Origin of the sequence: Ornithinibacillus massiliensis, from assembly GCF_018310345.1 — a bacterium.
GTDB lineage: Bacteria > Bacillota > Bacilli > Bacillales > Amphibacillaceae > Ornithinibacillus > Ornithinibacillus massiliensis.
The window spans coordinates 671,145-693,396 of record NZ_JAGXBY010000003.1; the positions used below are offsets into that span (position 1 = coordinate 671,145).

At 33.7% G+C, this 22,252-nt stretch carries 17 protein-coding genes; 3 read left to right on the forward strand and 14 right to left on the reverse strand.

Annotation, left to right across the window (positions count from 1 at the left end; all coding sequences use genetic code 11):
• Position 1: 1 nt before the first annotated feature.
• The 5 genes from KGF86_RS11945 to KGF86_RS11965 all read right to left on the reverse strand — a co-directional run bounded on the left by KGF86_RS11945 (position 2) and on the right by KGF86_RS11965 (position 5,793).
• Complete coding sequence (locus tag KGF86_RS11945) at positions 2-1,054, reverse strand: hypothetical protein (protein ID WP_211741995.1); 1,053 nt, start codon at positions 1,052-1,054, stop codon at positions 2-4.
• Between the two features lie 47 nt (positions 1,055-1,101).
• Positions 1,102-3,504: a hypothetical protein gene (locus tag KGF86_RS11950; protein WP_211741996.1), complete on the reverse strand. Its 2,403-nt coding sequence runs from the start codon at positions 3,502-3,504 to the stop codon at positions 1,102-1,104.
• A gap of 131 nt (positions 3,505-3,635) precedes the next feature.
• A complete protein-coding gene (locus KGF86_RS11955) occupies positions 3,636-3,827 on the reverse strand; it encodes a thiopeptide-type bacteriocin (RefSeq protein ID WP_186871001.1) in 192 nt (63 codons plus the stop codon).
• Positions 3,828-3,850: 23 nt separating this feature from the next.
• Complete coding sequence (locus tag KGF86_RS11960; protein ID WP_186871000.1) at positions 3,851-4,561, reverse strand: SDR family oxidoreductase; 711 nt, start codon at positions 4,559-4,561, stop codon at positions 3,851-3,853.
• 29 nt (positions 4,562-4,590) lie between these two features.
• Positions 4,591-5,793 (reverse strand): hypothetical protein, encoded by a 1,203-nt coding sequence (locus tag KGF86_RS11965; RefSeq protein WP_211741997.1) that lies wholly within the window; start codon positions 5,791-5,793, stop codon positions 4,591-4,593.
• A gap of 223 nt (positions 5,794-6,016) precedes the next feature.
• Here KGF86_RS11965 and KGF86_RS11970 point away from each other — a divergent pair, with 223 nt between their 5' ends.
• Both KGF86_RS11970 and KGF86_RS11975 read left to right on the forward strand, forming a co-directional pair.
• Entirely contained in the window at positions 6,017-7,342 is a 1,326-nt protein-coding gene (locus KGF86_RS11970) for an aminotransferase family protein (RefSeq protein ID WP_211741998.1), read from the forward strand.
• Positions 7,343-8,046: 704 nt separating this feature from the next.
• Complete coding sequence (locus KGF86_RS11975) at positions 8,047-9,150, forward strand: MBL fold metallo-hydrolase (RefSeq protein ID WP_211742038.1); 1,104 nt, start codon at positions 8,047-8,049, stop codon at positions 9,148-9,150.
• 159 nt (positions 9,151-9,309) lie between these two features.
• Here the strand turns inward: KGF86_RS11975 and KGF86_RS11980 are convergent, their stop codons facing one another.
• The 5 genes from KGF86_RS11980 to KGF86_RS12000 all read right to left on the reverse strand — a co-directional run bounded on the left by KGF86_RS11980 (position 9,310) and on the right by KGF86_RS12000 (position 14,905).
• Complete coding sequence (locus tag KGF86_RS11980) at positions 9,310-10,296, reverse strand: tRNA dihydrouridine synthase (RefSeq protein WP_425516487.1); 987 nt, start codon at positions 10,294-10,296, stop codon at positions 9,310-9,312.
• A gap of 302 nt (positions 10,297-10,598) precedes the next feature.
• Entirely contained in the window at positions 10,599-11,096 is a 498-nt protein-coding gene (locus KGF86_RS11985) for a PadR family transcriptional regulator (RefSeq protein ID WP_211741999.1), read from the reverse strand.
• 15 nt (positions 11,097-11,111) lie between these two features.
• Positions 11,112-13,574 carry an ABC transporter permease gene (locus KGF86_RS11990; protein ID WP_211742000.1) on the reverse strand — a complete coding sequence of 821 codons (2,463 nt, stop codon included), beginning with the start codon at positions 13,572-13,574 and terminating at the stop codon, positions 11,112-11,114.
• Positions 13,543-14,256, reverse strand: coding sequence for an ABC transporter ATP-binding protein (locus tag KGF86_RS11995; protein ID WP_211742001.1), 714 nt, complete (start codon positions 14,254-14,256; stop codon positions 13,543-13,545). Before KGF86_RS11995 ends, KGF86_RS11990 begins: the two co-directional genes overlap by 32 nt.
• A gap of 1 nt (position 14,257) precedes the next feature.
• Positions 14,258-14,905 (reverse strand): hypothetical protein, encoded by a 648-nt coding sequence (locus tag KGF86_RS12000; RefSeq protein WP_211742002.1) that lies wholly within the window; start codon positions 14,903-14,905, stop codon positions 14,258-14,260.
• Between the two features lie 406 nt (positions 14,906-15,311).
• On the opposite strand from KGF86_RS12000, the gene KGF86_RS12005 reads away from it, so the two are divergent.
• On the forward strand, positions 15,312-16,763 hold the full coding sequence (locus tag KGF86_RS12005) for a carbon starvation CstA family protein (protein WP_211742003.1): 1,452 nt from the start codon (positions 15,312-15,314) through the stop codon (positions 16,761-16,763).
• Between the two features lie 311 nt (positions 16,764-17,074).
• Here KGF86_RS12005 and KGF86_RS12010 read toward each other — a convergent pair whose 3' ends face one another.
• The 4 genes from KGF86_RS12010 to KGF86_RS12025 form a co-directional block, all read right to left on the reverse strand.
• Complete coding sequence (locus KGF86_RS12010) at positions 17,075-17,755, reverse strand: Na-translocating system protein MpsC family protein (protein ID WP_343221453.1); 681 nt, start codon at positions 17,753-17,755, stop codon at positions 17,075-17,077.
• 194 nt (positions 17,756-17,949) lie between these two features.
• Positions 17,950-18,618, reverse strand: a complete 669-nt coding sequence (locus tag KGF86_RS12015) for a Na-translocating system protein MpsC family protein (RefSeq protein ID WP_186870990.1) — start codon at positions 18,616-18,618, stop codon at positions 17,950-17,952.
• 262 nt (positions 18,619-18,880) lie between these two features.
• A complete protein-coding gene (locus tag KGF86_RS12020; RefSeq protein ID WP_186870989.1) occupies positions 18,881-19,924 on the reverse strand; it encodes a PAS domain-containing protein in 1,044 nt (347 codons plus the stop codon).
• A gap of 524 nt (positions 19,925-20,448) precedes the next feature.
• Positions 20,449-21,993 (reverse strand): glycine betaine uptake BCCT transporter, encoded by a 1,545-nt coding sequence (locus KGF86_RS12025; protein ID WP_186870988.1) that lies wholly within the window; start codon positions 21,991-21,993, stop codon positions 20,449-20,451.
• Between the last annotated feature and the right edge of the window lie 259 nt (positions 21,994-22,252).

Sequence of the window (22,252 nt, forward strand, 5' to 3'; positions counted from 1 at the left end):
ATTAGATTTTATACAGAACTTCACCATTAAAATAATCATCATAATATTTTACAACAGAATAGGCATAGAATTGTTTCTCTGCCATGCTTTGTTCAAATAATGGCAGACTTAGGTAAAATAAATTAACAATGTCCCTAAATACAAGCATTTTTTTAGAGTGAAGAAATTGTTCTAGTTCTCCAGTTTCATCTAAACTTAATAAATCCGTATGAAATTCATTATTTAAAGGAGCAAGTTCCCTTTTCAACAACTCTAGTTGTGGCTTTAATCCTACTCCTTCTTCTGGATCATCATAATTGTCTATACTAAAGCTATCATTCATCTCCATTGCTATATTAGTCCATCTAGCTTCCCATTCTTGCATCAATTCAATAATATCATCTCTCAAAATGATTTCATTGTTATGAAATAGTTGCGTTCTTTTCTTTTCAAAATTAATCTTAATATTACTATTCAAACCTCTTGCTTCAATATTTGATAAGAACCCTTGTGCATGAGATAAAAATGTTAAATGTCCATTTTTGGGGCCATCCTCATATAATGAGGCAATAAAGCGAAACTGGTGTAAAAATAGATGTGCTCTTTCTACTATCGATAATTCATGGTATTTCTCCAAAATCTTTAGGTAAATATCATTTAGATCACATCGATACTTATCGAAAGTCTTTCGGTGTTGTTTCGAATTATAGATTCCACTTTTCCTAGGCCTTGAAAGAACATGACCATGCTCATGTAATAAATTGATATCAACATTATCTCGATATTCAAGTTCAACTAATGTTCTTTGTTTTTCCCGATATAATTGTTGTTTTTGCCTAAGATATTCGTGATTAATTGGATTTCTATTGATATAATCACGTACAAATTCTTTTATTTCATCCACTAGAAACCTCTCTTCAGAACCATTGCGGAATACTACCAGTGTGTTTGGTCCATGTTGCCAATCGTTATCAAGGTAATAACTACCCTGTAAATTCCTAAGCGTAGTATTACTAGTCATTTCTAGGATTAGTGGTATCTTACTTTCCGCATAGTTATAAATACTAATAGGCATACAAATAGCACCTCTTTTAGCTAATTTAGTTTAACTTGCATTATCATCTAGTTTAATACTGACATTCTATGGTTATCTAGGTAGTTTAAATCTAATAGTCTATCTATCGTTTTCTTATACAAACTGTCTGCTACGTCAACATTAATTTTAAATTTATTAATTACCTCCTCTCTAATCAATTCACTAGAAGCACCCTTTAACAAACCTTCAAATACCAACGCAACAGCTGTAGGGATTTTCAATAATTTTAAACTTCTATTTTCCACGATAATTGGCTCGTCTTGTATGTATAATAGGTAAATATGCTCTTTTATTAAAGAATTACTATTAGAAATGATGTCGTTTGAGAACATATGTGTATTAAATGGTGTGGAAACTTTAACATCTTGATATTTAGCATTGATAAATAACGGGACATTCTTCAACAAGTGTTTGATGATATTGGAAATATTTATATATTCACCAATATATTGGTTTTTCCTTCTAATCTCACAATACTGTTCTCTATTCATGTAATTAGGGAGCATCGCACATTTAGAACAACTATCTTTCACTGGGCAAATATTACATCCACGAAGCTCTTGCTCTTCTTCAGAGATTTGTAAAGCGTTACCAACCAGATTTATATAAGAATCTGAAAGTTTGCCAATTGCTTTGCTACATCCTCCACAAGGTAGAATATTTTGACTCTCATCTAAATTAAAGCGATGTAGTTTTGCTAATGCACAGTGTTCAGCCCTACCCCACCTACAAGCGTCCAATAGAAAACTTGATATTTCATAAAAGTTACGGAACTGTCCTGTTTGCACAAAATATTCAACATCATTTATAAAATGCTCGAGATCTTGCTCTGTATTAATAGACAAAAAATTGTATTCATCTAATAGCTGCTCATCATTAACTTCAGAATAAGGTGTTTTAAGAACTTCGATTTCTAAGGAATGGTGATGGTCATCTATTTGAAGTGTCTCAATATATTTCCTTCCTGTTTTGTACACTTGATGGTAGTGTGGTAAGAAAACATCTTGTTTTCTAGCTTCATCTTTGTTAAAGTCAAATACTTCATTTGTCTCCCGTATTGCACCACCTTCATTAATGCTATATAACAAACCTTCTACAGAAGACAATCTTTCTTGTCCTGAATCATAAATGACAGCACTATTAATACCTAAAAAATTACTTAAATTACGATAAGTATTCTTACCTAATTGTTTATCCTTAACAGCAACATGTTTACTATTACCACCAGCAAAGTTATAAGGATAGTAGCCTGTTAAGAAAGAAATATAACCATTTATAAGAGCACCTTCAACTCTCATTGATAATGAATTCTGTTGCTGATTTTGCAAAATCCCACCTAAATATTGCGGAATTTCACGACTAAAATTCCCTCGATCCCTAACTTTATCCATATCATTATGAAGTAAAATTCTAATGTCACCCTCAAATAGCTTTGAGTATACCGAACTATTGATAAACTTTAATAGTTGATTGGAGTTTACATTTTTGTTATTTTCTAGTAAAATAGGACTATACGAAATATTCCCTTTATAACTACTCATTGTTTTATAAATTCTATCAAATTTAGAAATAATATCTTCATAATCAATTTCTTGTATAAGAATCTCTAACCTATTAAATTTTGAATGTGCCAATTTCTTGAGAATATCGTCTGACAATTTGTTAAGGCTAACTCTCGCTGAGAATGTAAACGAATACTCTTCGGGATTCATAACATTCATTAGAGAATTGAATAATTCTAAATTATTGAGAATATCGTGATCCAAAAAGTTAATCGTGCCACTAACTCCTTTTGATTCAAATAATCGAAGGTCATCAATAATTTGGTTTACTATATATTTATGCTCTAATCTTAAAGAGTCAGTGAGGTTAAATAAATTTAATCTCATGCCATAGTTATTCACTTGTCTTACTTGTATATTTCCGTTCTGATATGGAGATAGTGTATTTTGAGTAGATAGATTGAAAGATGCATAATGACTCCGATTTTCTACGAAAGTGGATGCTTTTATAGGCAAATCGTTAACTAACTCAATTAGTATTTGTAATACCTTTTCAGCTAAGTTATCAGAGATTAGCAGGTCATAAGAAACTTGTTTAGAAATGAAATTATTATAATCATTAGAGACAAAACCAGTCCAAATTATTGTATAATCAATCTGTTTTAACCTTTCAGAAACTATATGGGTAATATCGAAGTTCTTTTCATCAATATAAAAAATTATGATTTTATTACCTATAGCTGCTATATCATCTTCTAGATCGTAAATTAATTTAAGGTTTTTCTCAATATATTGGGTTGTGCTTATACCTTCTTCAGCTAAATAGTTACGTATATAAGATAAATCAAAATGATTATCTGCGGTTATTAAATTATCATTATCTTTTTTAAAATAAACTAATGTTGCACAAGAATGTATTTGGACCATCCAATTCACAACCTTTTACGGATATTACAAAATTAAATTGTTTAATATAATATTTTGGGATTAGAAGGGTTGGCTTAACCCATAGTCAATTAGACAACCCTTCTAAAACATGTTTTACCTTAGAAGTGAAATCATGTTGTAGAAGAGCAAGTTGAGCTTGAACCACATGTAGAGCAGTTGCTACCAAACGCAGAACCACTAGTAGCAGCTGTCTCTGGTAGAGCCGTAGCTTCATTGATATCAACAAACTCTAACTCTTCAATGTCTGCAAATAATTGATCAATTTTTTCATTTTCATTGATCTTTGTAAGTTCTTTTGACATAATTATCACCTCCTTTAATAGAATTAAACTACAGTATATCCATAGTCTATAACAATATTTTGACCTCTAATTGCATCGCTTTTATCAGATGTTAAAAATTCGATTACATTAGAAACTTCAGTTGGTGTTACTAGCTTTTTATAAGGAATTCTATTTATAAGTCTCTTACCAGGGAAGCTATCAAAATATTCCTTGTTTTCCTCTGTTAATACATAGGTTGGTGAAACACAATTTATCTTAATATCTTTATTCGAATACTTAGCGAAGTCAACAGTTAGATTTTTTACTAGTTGAATAATCGCTGCCTTAGACGGCCCATAATCTACTCGATCTTCATGCCCAACGATTCCATTTTGCGATGCAACACACACGATGGAAATTTTTTCAGAAAACAGGTTATATATCCGTTTTAGGAATTTAACAATTCCAAATAAATTTATATCAAATGTTTCTTGCCAGGAATCGGTTGTCGAAGTAAAAAAGTTTCTCATATAATTAACACCAGCTAAATATATTACGCCATCAATATTCAAATTCTTTCCCTTAATTACTTCATATATTTTATTAAGATCTTGTTCTGATGTAATATCATAAGATAACTGAATGGAATTAGAATTTTCCACCATTTCTTCGCCTAAAGATTTATCTATACATACTTGAAAATAATCTTTAAAGGTATCTCTAACAGCTTGTCCTATAATTCCTTCAGAACCAATAATGATTATGTTTTTCAATAACCACACCTCAACTCAGTATTAAGATTCTATGATATGCTCTCGATAATCTTATAAAACTGTTCTTTAAAAGATTCCAGTTTATTAGGAATATATTTTTGTAATTCTATAGAATCGATTTTGTTCTTTAAATAATACTCTAGTAAAAGTAAGGTTGCTTTATTTACTTTGTAATTCTTGTTTAGGGAAATATTATATAAATAATATTGATCATCTATTACGAACCCGATAAGCTTAAAATCTTTATGTTTTTGTAGATATTCTTTAGTAAAAAATGCATTGTAAGGGGTAACCATATACATCTTCTTTTTTCCTAGTAAAGCAGAAATGTTTATAACCATTGGGAATATTCTCATGATTGGTGTAGTCATACGGGTATTTTTGTAACTTAAGTAGTTAACTAGCACATAAAAATCTTCATCAAAATTATTCGTAATAAGATAGTTTTTACTGTAATCCCTGAAGATGCCATCTTTAAAATAGAATAACCGCTGATTTCTATCGATGTTCATCACTGCGGAATAATCAATAATGCCATTGGTAATTTGATTATTCAACACTTCACCATTACTTTGAAAAGATTTCATACCCTCTATTATTTCTTCTTCGTTCATATGAATTAGATTCATATATTCTATTGTTTCTTTTTCTCTGTGAAAGTTTACTAGGACTGGAAACAATTCAGGCAGGATATCAGTGGTACATCTATCATAAAAAATGATTGAATTTATAACACAATTCTTTAAGACACTACTATTTATTTTGTTTAATAAATCCTTATTTTCAACATAAAAATGTTTGATTTGATTTCCTTTGGTGTTTAGAGGATAGTGGCCCGTTAACAATAGTTGTAAGGCATCTTTTATAGGGGACGTTTCCTGTTCAAACTTTACATGTAAAGCAGTGTTGTTAGGAAACTTTTTTCTAAGGTTGTAACTAGATAAAGTAGAGTGGCCAATTTTCAATATTTGGTTAGTATCGACTAATTGGAAACGGATTGGATAATTGTTATTTAAGAATCCTACAAACCTATGCATTCTTTTACCATCGCATACAAATATATAATCCGTTACGTTGTAATATTCAAGAAAGGAGTAAAAATCATCTGGTGTGTTAGTATAGAAATCTAGTAATTCAATCGAATCTAGCTTATTTAAATCTGCTCCGATTAATTGGTTTGTCATGTGGAACATTCCATACTTATCCTCATATACATATCCGATAACTAGCAATTTACAAACAACACCTCTATAGACTTTATTAATAATTCGATTATCATTTTAGCATTACAATTACATGAAGTAAATAATTTTTCTTAATTATTTATAAAATTTTAACATTATTGAAATTAGTCTATCACTCTATTATAATAACCATTAATTGGAATCAACAATTTTATTGTGACTACCATTGATAATCTCTTCTAAATTATTATAAATAAAAGAGGTGTTATAATTGAGTACGAAGAATATGCTTTATCCACATGTTCACCCTTTAAAGCCAGTATCCTATGGACCTGATTTCCCTATTATAGTTCGGGGTGAAGGGATATACATCCAAGACACACAAGGAAAAGTTTATCTTGATGCAATAAGTGGTTTATGGAACGTTTCTTTAGGTTATGGAAATCATAAAATTAATGAGGCCATAATAAATCAGCTAGATAAAATTGCTTATGTCAATCCAATACAACATAGTAACCCTACTACAGTAAAGTTTGCAGAACAACTATTAAACGTTGTTCCAGATAATATAGTAAATGTTATCTATACATGCACTGGTTCTGAATCTACAGAACTAGCAATTAAGATCGCTCGTAAATATAATCAACTAAAAAGTAGACCCCATAAAAACAAAATTGCCACATTAGATTTATCCTACCATGGTACGTATTACGGATCGATGAGTATCAGTGGAGTTGATCGTGAAGTTTCTTCAGAATATGGTCCTAATCTGTCAGGGATGATTTTTTTACCCACTCCTGTTAAGAAATACCCTAATCAAGCAAATAGTGATAGCATTGACGAGATTAAGGAAGAGTTACACAATATTTTCAATCAAGATGGGGGAAATATTGCTGCAGTAATTATAGAGCCTGTACTAGGTTCCGGGGGATCCATACCTCTCACGGTAGAATATGTTCAATTGATAAAAAAATTCTGTCTGCAACATGATATCTTGTTAGTCATCGATGAAGTAGCTACAGGCTTTGGTAGGACTGGAAGATTGTTTGGGTTTGAGCATTATAACATTGAACCAGATGTCCTTTGTTTGTCTAAAGGAATTAATAATGGTTATTTGCCATTAGGAGCTACTTTAATTAGCAGTAAAATTTATGAAACCTTTATAAGTCATAATGCCCAAATTGAACATTTATCCACACAGAATGGTAATCCATTAGCTTGTGCTGCAGGAATTACCTCCTTGGAAATAATCAATGATGATAAATTACTAAAACACGTGACAAACATTGGCGAATATCTTCGAAACGAAATTTTTAATACACTCCAGAGTCATAAGAATTTTTCCGAAACACGAGGTAAAGGTCTTATGCTAGGTATTGAATTGGTTAAAAATAAAAAAACTTATCAATGCCTCAGCTACCAACAGATTAGTGAGCTTGTTAATAAATTTACGCAAAAAGGACTAATTGTTTATCCATTCTTTAATCAGCCACGTACAACAGGAATACATTTATTCCCGCCATTTATATTAACATATGAAGAAGCTAATAAAATTGTGAATATTATCAAGAAAGTATTTGATAATACTATTTATTGATATTTTCTTGAACATTAACATCCTTATAGCCCACACTTTTATTGCTAGATAAATTAATCCAGGTTTTGATCCTATTATGAAAATATGCAATAAAATTACTCGTGATTTAATTATGGTGGAATGCAATCCTTTTAACTACTTTTCAATTGAAATAGCTCAACGCTTTTACGATTAGGCTCACCTTAATTAATATTGGTGAAATACTAGAAGGCAATATTCCTATAAGAACCGTAACGAAATGTTATTCTGCTTTAGAAAATTATTTTATATCTACATTGAAACCAAATTTTCGAACGATTCTTTTGTTATTTTAACTATTTTAATTTGGTGTATTACTTATCACGATTATGGATTATAAATATTCAAAAAGTATTCTATTATACGAAGAAATCCCTAGTTCATCCCATATCATTGCTAAAATAAATATTGTTGTTTAATAAGAGGCCATTTTGTCAATCCTTCGATAATGGACTCTTTTTTTATTATCACTACAAGGTTTCATGGAATCTCCTAGAACCTGTTATAGTAGTTAATTAACAATTTCTTAAAGCAAAAGCACTTCACATTTCACATACCATACTTAATGGAGGATAATCACTATACATACTAAAATATTGACGTAGTACAAATTCAACTTTGTACAAGGGGATATTTAAGAAAAGGTTCACTTTCATTACATTACAGGAGGAGCAATGAGAAGAGCAATGCTGTATTTCGTAATTTTTTTAATTCTACTATTGGTATCCATTATTATATTTTTAACTATCAACCCCGTGTTCGGTGGAAATCCAAGTAAACAACAACAAGAGAAATTTGAGAAATTACCTAACTATCAAAACGGAAAGTTTACCAATCAAGTAGCAACAGAGATGAACATGGGAATCTCTGGGATGTTCAAGATGATTAAAGAATCTATCTTCCCAGGAGATAACGATCGCTCTCCAACTGGGGACTTACCTATTTCTAAATTTGATTGGGACATGGTGAAAAGTGAAGAAGATAGTTTAACTTGGTTTGGTCATTCTACTATTTTATTAAGTATTGATAATAAGAAAATATTGGTAGATCCAATGCTTGGACCGAGGCCCTCTCCAGTTTCATTTGCAGGGGGAAGTAAACGCTATAGTCAGGATCTTTTATATATTATTGAGGAATTGCCACCTATAGATGCAGTTTTCATTACGCATGATCATTATGATCACTTAGATTATACATCCATACTTAAGCTAATGGAGAAGGGATCTCATTTTTTTGTTCCTCTAGGAGTAAGTACTCATCTTATTCGATGGGGAGTTGGCAAAGAAAGAATTACAGAACTTAATTGGTGGGACGAAACAGATTTTAACGGTTTAACGATTGCATTGACGCCATCCAAACATTTCTCAGGAAGAGGGCTACTCAATCGTAACTCCACTTTATGGGGAGGTTGGGTTATTCTAGGGGAGAATACACGTTTTTATACAAGTGGGGATGGCGGATATGATAAACATTTTAAGGAAATAGGAGAAAAATACGGTCCGTTTGATATTACTCTAATAGAAGGTGGACAATATGATGAGCTCTGGGACTGGGCTCATATGAAACCAGAAGAAGCCCTTCAAGCTCACTTAGATGTAAATGGAAAGAATATGATGTTAATTCATTGGGCTGCATTTACCCTCAGCTATCACAGCTGGACAGATCCAATTGAACGAGCATTAAAAGAAGCTGAAAGATTAGAAGTGAATATCATGGCTCCACAAATTGGGGAAACGGTTCCTTTAAATAGAGACTTGCCATTAGAACCTGATTATTGGTGGGATTTTTAGTTGGAAATTTAAGTTTCTGATTAAGTTAGAGTTGCCGATACTGATTGTTCAAAAGAATACTCCCCATACGGTACGCAGATTCTAAAGAAAAATCTGTTTTGCCTTATGGGGAGTATTTTTATCTAAGGTATGAATTAATAATGACATCAAAGTCTTCTTTTAATTGTCTAATTCAAAGTTATCAAGCATTGCACGTACTTCATCCGTTGACTCTGTGCTCATCAACTGATTTCTTAATTCACTCGCCCCTCGAAATCCTTTAACATAAATCTTAAAGAAGCGATGAAGAGCCTTGAACGAGCGTGTCTCTAATTCTTGTGAATATTTATCATAAAGATCAAGATGCAATCTTAACAGATCAAGTAATTCCTTGCTGCTATGTTCTCTCGGCTCTTTTTCAAAGGCAAATGGATTTTTAAAAATACCACGACCAATCATCACTCCGTCAACACCATATTGCTCCACAAGCTGTAAACCAGTCTGACGGTCTGGAATATCGCCATTAATCGTCAACAGTGTTTCTGGTGCTATTGCATCACGAAGATCTTTGATTTCTTTAATTAGCTCCCAATGAGCGTCAACTTGGCTCATTTCCTTTCTTGTACGCAAATGAATTGAAAGATTAGCAATGTCCTGCTTCAATACATGTGTTAGCCAGTCCCTCCACTCATCTACATCCGTATAACCAAGTCTTGTTTTCACACTTACAGGCAATCCTCCCGCTTTTGCAGCTTGTATTATTTCTGCAGCGACTTCCGGACGAAGAATAAGGCCGCTTCCCTTTCCTTTTGCTGCCACATTAGGCACAGGACAGCCCATATTAATATCCACACCTCTAAACCCCAACTCCGCCATACCAATACTCATTTGTTGGAAGTATTCGGGCTTATCGCCCCAAATATGGGCAACAATTGGCTGTTCATCGTCTGTAAAAGTTAAACGTCCTCGTACACTTTGGGTTCCCTCTGGATGACAATAACTCTCCGTGTTTGTAAACTCAGTAAAAAACACATCTGGTCTAGCTGCTTCACTCACGACATGACGAAAAACAACATCTGTCACATCTTCCATTGGAGCAAGTATAAAAAATGGCCGTGGTAAATCACGCCAAAAATTATTTACCATATTAAATTCAAATCCTTTCATTATGGGATATCAGGTCAGTATCAAATCCCAAAAGTAAAACTATAATGTCAATGTTACCTATATACTTATAGCATGCATAAGCGCTTTTTATCAAGCTATAGTTAATTCCAAACATTATAAACTTTACCATTTACTATAAGTAACTACTAATGTTAGTAAATATAGCTCTTTTATAGAAAATAAGACAGGGGCCCCTGTCTTATCTTTTCATATTTATAAGAAAATCAAGAATATCTGGAGCAAAATCCATACATTTTAACAATTATAAGCTCCTTCCATTCCTTAACAATTAAGGAATGACTCTACGAATCTGCAATCATGTCTAACCATTTTATATCAGCTTCTAAATGAAGCAACGCTCCTTCAATAAGCAGTTTCATCGTTTCATTTCCTGAGCCTACCATTTGCTTCTTGAGATGGGTAAGATGAAGAACATCCTTTATCATCGTTTCCTTTTGATTTCTTATCATGCTTTGCCTATTCTCATAAGTCACTTGATTGGCACATAGAAACTTAAAGTAAAATTCGTCCTTGAACAAGGATCTACCAACAGGCTCCTCCAACCAACGCCAGAGCTCCTCTTTACCGGCAGTTGTAATCGTATAGAGCTTGCGGTCCTTCTTATCATGACCTGGGGTTTCTACTAGTGAATCCCTTTCTAGTCGGTCAAGTGTCGTATATACCTGTCCTGCATTTAATGGCCACATTCCTTGCACCATTTCCTCGAATCCGGTCTTTAATTCATAACCATGTCTAGGTTTTTCATACAATAGGGCGAGTAGTGAATGTTTTACTGACATGTTGATATTCCTCGCTTATCCATAATTTATTGCTTCTCTTATCGATATTTTTGATGCTGAATTACTTGGTATCCAGGAAGCAAGAAGGGTAAATACAATTCCTCCTGCAACAGATATAACTAAACTAGACCATGGAACCGAAAATTCAAGAAACGCTGGCGCTTGATTCGAAGTAGCATTTAAATAAATGACTAATATTCCATACAATATTCCGACGACGACACCAGTAATACCGATTAACAACCCTTCTGCTATAATCATAATTCTCACTTGAGACTTTGTAAAACCTAATGCTCTCATCGTCCCAAGTTCTTTCGTACGCTCTAACGTATTCATAAATAGCGTATTACTAATTCCAATTGCTGAAATCGCAATGACTAATATAAGTAAGGCAACAATCAAATCATTCATACCTTCTAGCCCACTTTTTGCTTGCTCAATATTTAATTGCATCATATCCACATTTGCAATTGAATCTCCATAACTAGCCCAAAGACTAGCTAACACGATTGGAATAGTCTCTTCATCCGCTACATCAATCGCTATATGATAGTTCCATGGCCAGTTCAAGAAGTCCTGTACTAATGGTTCCTCTACAAACCCAACATAGCCTGAATAATGAGCGGAATGAACCGTTCCTTTGATAAAAAGCTCTGTCTCACCAGCTGGCGTGTGAAAGGTAAATATATCCCCGACTACTGCCCCCATTTCAGCTAATGCACGATCGCCTATATAAACAGATGGCATATCACTTGTTTCATCTATCGTTTCTATTAAGTCGAACATACTCGCACCGTTATTATCTGAAAAAGAAAGGATGGAAAATTCTCTAAGTTCATCATCTGGAGAATACCATGTCACATTCGGTATTTCCGCATAATCGTCTACCTTTTCAATACCTTCTATAGTTGCTAAGGCTTCTATCTCATTTTTCGTCCAGGCGTTTTCTTTCTCTACTATAATATCCCCACCAAAGGTTGCACGAATATCCTTCTCCAATCCTACAGGCAACGATTCTAATGTCGCACTCATAAATAATGCTAAACTAACTCCAATAGCCAGCATCGCAGCAGTATTTGCATTTCGTTTCTCAAATTGCTTCAATGAACAGTCTGCTTGGTTTCCTAAGAAACCGAACAACATCACAATGATTGGTCTAAGGACATATCGAGTAAGCTTCATCCATAGCGGGAACAGGAGAACAAGCCCGATGAATAGAAGTAAAAACGCCCATACATTATCAATCAATCCAAGAACTGTACAAAGAACACCTATTATCACTCTTGGTATGTTAATTTTATTTACACTTTCGTTTTTTTGACCTGCCATTGCATCTAATATCGGGATTTTACCAGCCTTGTATATTGGGATTGCTGCTGCTATAAAAGGAAATACGATCCCTATGATAGCTGATATAATCATAGGTGACACGATTTCTACTTCATACGTGATATTTTGTGTCACAATGGAAGAAATTAAAATCTCTTGAACAACCATTCCTAGCCAAACCCCAATACCTATACCAAGCACTGTACCTATCCCTGCTAGAAAACCGATTTCCTTTAAAATAAGTTGAACCACATTTCTACTTGTATAGCCTAAGCTCTTCATGATAGCAATCTCATTATTGCGTTCTATAATACTCGTACGAATCATATTGAACGCAATAAAAGCACTTATAAAGATCGATAATATTGCTATTAGGTCAAATACAAAATACATACCATCCACAATATTATATTGCTTGGTATCTACCACAACTGGTTGAACAAATAAGTTAGAGCCCGCAAAATTCCTTTCGTAATCCGCTAGCAGTTCTTGCGGGTCCAGTATCCCATCAACTTGAAAGCGAAGCTCAGTAATTTGCTGACTCATTCCCACCCACTCTTGTAGAATAGTTAGTGGAACAATTACCTCGAAGTCTCGGTAATTTGCTGCTTCCATTGTCTTCGGGCTATTTAGGACTCCACCTTCATATACAATAGCTGTAACTTCCAAGCTACCCATATTCTGAAAAGATACTATATCGCCAATGTCTTTTCCCCAAAGTGTAGCTGTATTTTCTGTTAGGATTAATCCTTCCTTCGTCACATCTCCTTTTTTTACAGATAATGGCATAATGTCATTTTGAAAGTCCGATAACCCTGTGAAGTTTACCGTTGCTTGCATCGGAGAGTCCGTTTCCATATCAACAAAGCCTTGCTTTGTTAATAGTGCTATCCCTTCTGTCACCTCATCCCGATCAAGCAAATCCCCTAAATCATTTACAGAGAAAAACCGCTCCGTTCCAAGTATCTTAAAATCCGCATTGCCAGCGGTTAATTTTTCTTGCTCATCCATAATATTGGAGAAGGTTGCCTTTGCAATGAACATACTGGTCATGACAGAAACACCTAGGGCTATTGCAATCAGTGTAAATAAAAAACGCTTTTTATGCCGTGTAATATTACGCCAGGAAACGCGAAAGGAATTTAGCATAATCCTCATCCTCCCTCGTCACTTCTGCTTCAATTAAACCATCTTTAAATAATACAATTCGATCGGCATAACCCGCGGCAAACATATCATGTGTTACCATAACAATCGTTTGTTTTCTCTCCAGATGAAAATTCGCTAGTAAATCCAGTGTATCACTAGAACGCTGTCTATCTAGATTTCCAGTTGGCTCATCCGCCAATAAGATCGAAGGCTCGTGAATCAATGCTCTTGCAATAGCCACACGTTGCTGTTGTCCTCCACTAAGTTCATTAGGAAACCGTTTCTCATAGCCTACTAAATCAACGGCCGCTAATAACTCCTCCACTTTTCCAGGTGGTACTTTTTTTCCGTCAGCATGTAATGGAAATACGATATTTTCATAGATAGTTAATGTCGGTAATAATTGGTAGTTTTGGAAGATTAGTCCAATGTCCTTACGCCGTATTAATGTACGTTCTTTTTCTGATTTAAGCGCAATATCCACCCCATCAAGTTTAATAGAACCAGATGTAGGTGTATCCAGACCCCCGAGTAAATGGAGTAAAGTTGTTTTACCTGAACCACTCGGACCAATAATACACACAAACTCCCCTTCCTCTACCGAAAAATCAACTCCTTTTAGAACTTGTACGGTTTCTTTACCTGTTTTATATTCCTTCTTCAACTCAGTAACTTTAATCATTCTATTCACCCCTCTGTTTTGATGGAAATATGGTATATGACCATGAATAAATAAAATCAATAATAAACACTAATCCCCAAACCATCGATATCCCATATAATGTCTCATTAGCATATGGTGTTTCCCCTATAATTTCAGTACCTATCCATGATAGATCTTGTAAATAAGGCAAAACTTGACTCCAATTGTCTAGACTGTAATTCAAGAAAATCAATTGAACGATGATAAAAACAATTAAATGGATAATGGAACTGATTCGATATTTCTTTGCAATATATTTTGGATCCTTTTGTTTCTGCATCACGTATTTGTCTTTTTCCGTTAGTAGTTCTGTCCCACGCCAGCTGCCAATTTTTAAACGCATCCAACGATCAATCTTCTTAAAATCACTAATCCCAAACGTACAAGCATATATAACAAATATGGTAATGACAATTTGGAATGTAGAAATTTCTCCAGTTTCTTTATAGACGAACAGTGCTAATGCAGCTTCCAGAAACAACAACACGATAAACAGAAGTAGGAAGCCCAAGCTTAACTTTCGTTTGTTTGCTACATAGCGAGTAACACCAAACAACAGAATGAAAATTAGTGATAACACTTCAGCTAAAATAAATATTTCCCATTGGTATCTCAATATAAAATCCATTTCTTTCTCCACCCTTTTTATATACTGAGTATTTATATACCGAGTATATACTTACTCAGTATATACGTCAATAGTAATTTTACATCTTGTAAATCAGTTATCCTAGAAAGGATATGCTTAGGGGAGATACCTATTTCTTCCTGACAATCATAGGCTCAACCTTAGCAAGAGACCCATGTCTTTGTTTAAGATGATATAATCACCATTAGTCATCACTAGAGAATTCAAGAACGAAGTGTAAGTTACGATTGTACATATATGAAATAATCCCAACGAAAAGATTTCCCCATGTTTTAGATGGCATTCCATAAATCAAAGTAGTTTGTCCAAATTGAATATTTTGTATTATAATGATTAGTGACATTATTGTAAGCGCTTGCTATCAAACGTAGGGAGAGGGTTTCACATGATTACTTTTATTGTTGCCATAGCTTTATTGATTACCGCTTATTTCACTTATGGAAAATATGTGGAGAAAGTATTTAGACCAAATGCAAATAGGCCAACACCTGCTTACGCCAATCAAGACGGTGTTGACTATGTACCAATGAACAAGCAGAAAAACGCATTGATTCAATTATTGAATATTGCCGGAACTGGCCCTATCTTCGGGCCAATCATGGGTGCTCTATATGGGCCTGTGGCATTCTTATGGATTGTGTTAGGCTCCATATTCGCAGGGGCAGTTCATGATTACTTAACAGGGATGATTTCTATCCGGAATCGAGGTGCTCATATTCCAGAACTTGCTGGGAAATTCTTAGGGAAGCTTTCTCGTCATTTAGTTAATGTTTTTGCACTATTGTTATTATTACTGGTAGGTACCGTGTTCGTCACGACACCAGCATCCTTATTGCATAATTTAATTGATGGTAAAATTGCTCTGATTGCTATTATTTTACTAATTTTTTCCTATTTCATCTTGTCTACTATTCTACCGATTGATAAGATTATTGGAAGGGTTTATCCTTTCTTCGGGGCAGTATTAATAATTGGTTCAATTGGAGTAGGTATAGCATTATTATTATCAGATTACACAATTCCTGAGTTATCATTGACGAATATGCATCCAGCTGATTTGCCGATTCTACCAATATTATTCTTAACTATTACTTGTGGTGCATTATCTGGATTCCATGCGACTCAATCACCACTTATTTCTAGAACGACACAAAATGAGAAACAAGGACGCTACATTTTTTATGGAATGATGGTTGCAGAGGGTGTCATTGCCATGATTTGGGCAGCCGCTGCTATGAGTTTATTCGATGGTCAAGGTCTACAAGGATTAATTAATGAGGGTACCGCTTCCCTTGTTGTTAATGAGGTTTCCATGACTTTACTTGGCGCTGTTGGTGGTACAATTGCTGTTCTTGGTGCCGTTGTGTTACCGATTACATCTGGAGATACTGCTTTCCGTGCAGCACGAAATATCATCGCCGATTACATCAGGATGAGTCAAACAAAAATGGGAAAACGTTTAATGATTGCACTTCCAATGTTCGCGGTTTCTTACTGGTTAACAACTATTGATTTTAACCTATTATGGCGCTATTTCTCATTTGCCAACCAAGGCACTGCAGCACTGGCTCTGTGGATTGGTACGATGTATTTGTTTGTTAAAAAGAAGAATTATTTCATTTCACTAATCCCAGCCTTATTCATTACCGATATGGTATTAACCTATATCTTGTATGATAGTAATCTAGGCTTCGGCTTATCTTATTCAGCAGCACATACAGGCGGTATCATCATGACCATGCTCATTACTGCTTTATTCTTCTGGAAAGGGAATAAGAATAGAAAAGAGAACTTGGTTGTTGATATGGAAGTACCTTCAAATCAGAATGTAGCCTAATAGAGACTATCTAAAGATATTTTGCTATTTAGTTAAAAAAAGTTATAAAGCAGTTTAATAAATAAAAAGAGTGGTACTAATCAAATATATTGATAGGTACCACTCTTTTGCCTATATTGGATAGAGCACTTTAAATATAATTAACAGTTGAACTAGCGGGACTGCTGATGTTACTTAGGTTTGAAAGATAAGTTTCTCAACCATTAACTAATTTCCCAACTATGATAAGATCATAAATTGTCTCTTTACTATATAGGTATTTCTAACATCATGATGAATCGCCGGGATTGTCCCTGTATTTTTACTAACTCTTAGTTTCCCAATATAAAGACCATTACTGCCTTATCCTCCTTTGTATTCCAATCGATAAAAATATCTTTTATATCACTATTAAATATCTCCCTGAATTTTCCATAGCGATGAAAATAACTTTTCTCTAGAGTATCTTTCGTAATTAATAGCTCGTCTTTAAATCCTTGATCAATTAATGCCTTCTCAATCGGTATCAATATCCCTCTACGTTCAACTATGTAAATGGTTGGCGCTACTGGAATAACACTAATATGATCAGGTACCTTCTGAACCAAATCAGAAATGCGTGCAACCTCCCTTTCCAACATAGAATTATCAATTTTCGGATTAATATTCTCCTTTTTTATTTCTTCATTTAATACATAGATTATGACACCAGAATTATTAGGAAAATTCCAATCGTGATAATAATGCTCCACTTCTCTGTCTAGTGATACTTGGATTACTCCGGTTAATTCCTCTAAAACATGGTTGATAATAACATTCCTAGCTATTTCTACTTGGCTAGTCTGGCCCTGGCTCATGAGTACTTCTTCCATAGGGGAGATAAATCCTCGTATATACATTACAACAAATTGATGGTTTATTGTCGTTTGACATGACTTTGGGCCTTTACCAAAGTTTTTCCTCAATAGTTTACTTGTATAGCTGCTGATTGAATTTAATACTGCTTGATCCACCATATACCTCCCTTATGATTCATACTTACGTTTAAATTTAATAATGGAGGACAACCGAAAAGGTTTTCTTTAGATTTAGCTAATGGTAAATAAAAATGCTCCCATCTATTACTTCTATTTTGCTCTATTATCTATAAAATATATCCTCATGGGACTACTACAATGGAGAGCAATTCAAATTTTGTTATGAATTATTACACGTAAAAGAAAGAATAACTTTGATCATTTTGATAATCCCACATCATATAAACTGCTTTAATTTGCCTTCCAAATACTTCTCCTATATCTAAATAGCTTTTTTTAATTTCCCTCGCCCGTTCGTGTAAAATATCGATATGACCTTTTTGATATAAGGCCTTTTCAACCGGTAGCATCACTTTGTGACATTTTATAGCAAATAGCTTTTTATTAAACCTAACCACCTCTATAAGGGAAGGTACTCTGTGTAAATTAGAGCTAACATCATTAATTCTACTAATGAAATGCTCTTGAGATGGTTCATCTATATTTTCACTCTTCCAATCAGAATGTTCATTTTGAAACAAAATAATCCCTGTATCTGTGGCAAAATCCCAATCACTAAAATAATTATTAAACAAAATCCCTAAAGAATTATATATTTCCTCTTGTAAACTTTTACAGATCTGGTCCATTACTGAAGTCCTAAAGATATATGCTAGTGACTCATCATTATTATCTAATAGTGCTTTCTCCGAAGGGGTGATAAATTTGTTAATATGTACGACCAACTTATTTTCATGCAAGGTAGTATAACAGGTTTGTGGTCCTTTCCCATACCAATGTTTTAAATGTTTACTTATTGAACTATTCAGTTCCTGCATCTCAATATGTACTCTTTCCATCTATATCCTCCGCCTTTAAATATAAAAAGGCCTAACTTCCATTAATAAGAAGTTAGGCCATGGATAGACTTTCTATTTCTTAATAGTTTCTACCATTTACCAATTTAGGTTAGAAATAAGTTTCTAGACTCATTTCATGTATACAAATAGTCAAAAAATAACAATCACAAAAATAAATTCGGTAATAATTACTAATGACGTTAAGACATTAGTCTTCTTTAGACTATCATCAATCTGATAAATTTGCAAAACTAACTTCTTATTATTTCATTACATTTCTAATTAGACTTAGTATGTCACTTATATCTCGTCCCGTAGTATCTTCATATTTATCTCCTTCTAAGACAAGTATTTCGTCTAGTATTTTCTCCATATACGTAATATCCTTTTTAATTACGTTATAATACGCTTTGTTATCTAATCCACTTTCTATTAATTCTATAAATCCTTTCAGTCGAATTAGCGGTTTTTTTAATTCATATGCAACTCCTGTAGCAATTAATATCGATAGATCAAAGTTTTTTTTGCTTTCAAAAAGATCTCTAATAATGAAATGGGTCATTTTCTTTTGTTTATAAATACCTGGTAATGCTTGCATCTCTGCTTCTATTAGATTTCCATTTAGTTTTAATAGTTTCTGTTTAAAGGGGCGCTCAATAATGCTTTTATTGGTCTGTTTTATTTTTTCTCTTAATAACTCAATGTCTTCTGCTGGAACAAGGTTGAAAATACTTTTGCCAATTACGCTATCTCTTCCTTTGGCTCCAAGTGCTCTTAATGCCAACAGATTTATATATTCTACTTTATAGTCATCTATAATAATGATGCCAAAAGGAGAATGGTCAATTAAGTTTTTATAAGAAGAACCTCCATTTTTACGGGTTATGTCTTCTAGTGATTGATTGTCAGTTGAGGCTTCAGAAAGTAAAATATATCTACCAACTAATTCATTATTTGTATATATTGGTATCAAAGTGAGTTTCACATCTATCCATTCACGATAGTTTTTAGTAAAAGCTTTTGTTGTTATTGATTGAAGACTTTCCCTGAAAAAGTGAGTAATCGGCAAATCATCATTAGGGACGATATCATAAAGACTCATATCGATTAATTCTCCCGGTGAATATCCTAATATGGACTCGTTGGAATTACTCGCATATCTTATTTTGTGATCCAAATTAATGATAATAAAAGGTTCCTTTCCTGTGGAGGCAATAGTGAATTTATTCTTTACTTGTGCATTTATATATTCTTCCAAGTGTTGGGATTTTTGTTGACCATTCAACTCCCTATTATTATTGGTCATCCCTTTACCCCTCCAATAGTATAATTGCTTTATAAAAATACATGTTTTATGTTTAACCTCTCATAAAGCATCCCCATGAGTTATACTACTCGAATGTTATTCCTTAATGTGAGGAGTGCAACTTCAATGAATAACCTATGCCAAGTGATAGCATGTTCATATGCTTAGGCTCTTATATTCGTAGCCACATCCAAACCACTTTTTCTAGGATTTATTTCCAATATAAAAAAGCCAAAATAAGGGTAGTAACATACTACCTCTTATTTTGGCTTCGATGATATATAGCATAAATTCTAATCCATCATAACCTTTTATTAAATTGAGACTTATTGACTAGCATTTATAAGCTACAAAAATTACATTAATACATGGACAATGAGCATTTTATTCTCTTTATCCTTCTATAAAAATATAACTTTCATCAACTTACAAGAGTTTAGCTTTCTTTAACTAAAAGAAACTATTTGTATTATAACACTCTTTTCATATAATTTAAAATAGATTAAGTCACTGATAAAAAGGTTCTACTCCCTTTTTTCCGCTTCCCTAACTGTATTTGTACTACGAGGTTTTGGCTTGACTACTAGTCCAAGCTCTTTCTTCTCTTTGGATAATGAACGATAAAGCGAAACCAACATTAACACAATAATCAATGAAAATGGGAATGCTGCTCCAATTAAAGCGTTTTGGAGTGCTTTTAATCCACCACTATATAACAGAATGATGGCTATAGCGGATTGTGCAATTCCCCAAGTAAATTTCACTGAATTTGGAGGTGTTAGTGATCCACGTGTTGTTTGCATTCCCAGTACAAATGTTGCAGAGTCTGCTGACGTAATGAAGAAAGTAGAGATAAGTGTTATTGCTACTAACGAGAGTATCATTGACCATGGAAATTCATTAAATATCGCAAATAAAATTTCCTCTGTAGCAAAGTTCGTTAAATCTACATTTCCAGCATTTTGTACTTCAATTGCGGAAGTACCAAATATCGCAAACCATAAAAAACTCACAATAGATGGTAGTAATAAAACACCAACTAAAAATTCGCGAATTGTTCTTCCCTTTGAAACGCGCGCAATGAAGATACCAACAAATGGTGACCAAGCAATCCACCATGCCCAATAAAATATCGTCCATTCATTTATCCATTCACGATGTTCTTCATTGAGTGGTGCAATTCGAAAGCTCATTTGAACTATATTTTGAATATATCCACCGATTGTATCTGTAAACATGTCTAATGTGAGAATCGTAGGTCCTACAATAAACATTAATAAAAATAATCCAACTGCTAGAATCATGTTTGTATTACTTAAATATTTAATCCCTTTACCTAAACCTGACATGGCAGATACCATGAACAGTATGGTGACGATAACGATAATAATTAACTGTACAAGAAAATTATTCGGTATCCCAAACAAAAATGATAATCCACCATTAATCTGTGCGGCTCCAAACCCTAAAGTGGTAGCAACCCCAACAATTGTGGCAAAAACAGCCAGCACATCAATAACGGTTCCGAAAGGCCCTTCCATCGCTCTTTTTCCTAGTACTGGTTTTAACGTTGCAGAAATAAGGCCTGGCTCCCCTTTACGGAAGTTAAAATAAGCTAATGCCAACGCTACAATTGCATATATAGACCAGGCATGAATTCCCCAGTGAAAAAAAACATACCTTATGGCTTCTTTATTTGCTGCATTTGTTCCACCTTCAGCTAATGGGGGATCCATGAAGTGAGAAAGTGGCTCCGCTGCTCCCCAGAACACAAGTCCAATTCCCATACCTGCACTAAATAACATAGCAAACCAAGTAGGTTTAGAAAATGCGGGTTTATCCTCAGGCTTTCCTAGTTTAATAGCACCCACAGGGCTAAAGATTAGAAAAACACAAAACAATACAATAATGGTCACTAAAATAAGGTAATACCAACCAAACGATGTTGTTATAAAAGCTTGGATATTATTAGTGATTTTTTCAAAGGTGCTTGGTGAAACTACACCAAATACGACTAATATCAATACAATTGCAAGTGAAATCCAAAAAACATTTGAAACTCTACGCATAAATAAAACTATTCCTTTCTTTTATGTACGTTGAGACAAAAGTAATACTCTCTCTATTTCTTTGTGCCATCAACTACCGTTTGCAGAGAAATCTACTCTCTCCTGCTAAACTAAAATAATTTTTGAAAAAATAATCAAGGGGAATTAGGGTTAAATTCCTAATACTATACGGTTCATTAGAAAAGTGGAGTAAACTGCCCTTCTACTGGATATGAATATAATTGATTCATATCCATAAAAGGAAAATAATCAAAGGACA

Coding starts and splice junctions, on each gene's coding strand:
- KGF86_RS11945 (WP_211741995.1), bottom strand. CDS start 1,054: ATGCCTATTAGTATTTATAACTATGCGGAAAGTAAGATACCACTAATC.
- KGF86_RS11950 (WP_211741996.1), bottom strand. CDS start 3,504: ATGGTCCAAATACATTCTTGTGCAACATTAGTTTATTTTAAAAAAGAT.
- KGF86_RS11955 (WP_186871001.1), bottom strand. CDS start 3,827: ATGTCAAAAGAACTTACAAAGATCAATGAAAATGAAAAAATTGATCAA.
- KGF86_RS11975 (WP_211742038.1), top strand. CDS start 8,047: ATGCTGTATTTCGTAATTTTTTTAATTCTACTATTGGTATCCATTATT.
- KGF86_RS11980 (WP_425516487.1), bottom strand. CDS start 10,296: ATGAAAGGATTTGAATTTAATATGGTAAATAATTTTTGGCGTGATTTA.
- KGF86_RS11985 (WP_211741999.1), bottom strand. CDS start 11,096: ATGTCAGTAAAACATTCACTACTCGCCCTATTGTATGAAAAACCTAGA.
- KGF86_RS11990 (WP_211742000.1), bottom strand. CDS start 13,574: ATGCTAAATTCCTTTCGCGTTTCCTGGCGTAATATTACACGGCATAAA.
- KGF86_RS11995 (WP_211742001.1), bottom strand. CDS start 14,256: ATGATTAAAGTTACTGAGTTGAAGAAGGAATATAAAACAGGTAAAGAA.
- KGF86_RS12000 (WP_211742002.1), bottom strand. CDS start 14,905: ATGGATTTTATATTGAGATACCAATGGGAAATATTTATTTTAGCTGAA.
- KGF86_RS12005 (WP_211742003.1), top strand. CDS start 15,312: ATGATTACTTTTATTGTTGCCATAGCTTTATTGATTACCGCTTATTTC.
- KGF86_RS12015 (WP_186870990.1), bottom strand. CDS start 18,618: ATGGAAAGAGTACATATTGAGATGCAGGAACTGAATAGTTCAATAAGT.
- KGF86_RS12020 (WP_186870989.1), bottom strand. CDS start 19,924: ATGACCAATAATAATAGGGAGTTGAATGGTCAACAAAAATCCCAACAC.
- KGF86_RS12025 (WP_186870988.1), bottom strand. CDS start 21,993: ATGCGTAGAGTTTCAAATGTTTTTTGGATTTCACTTGCAATTGTATTG.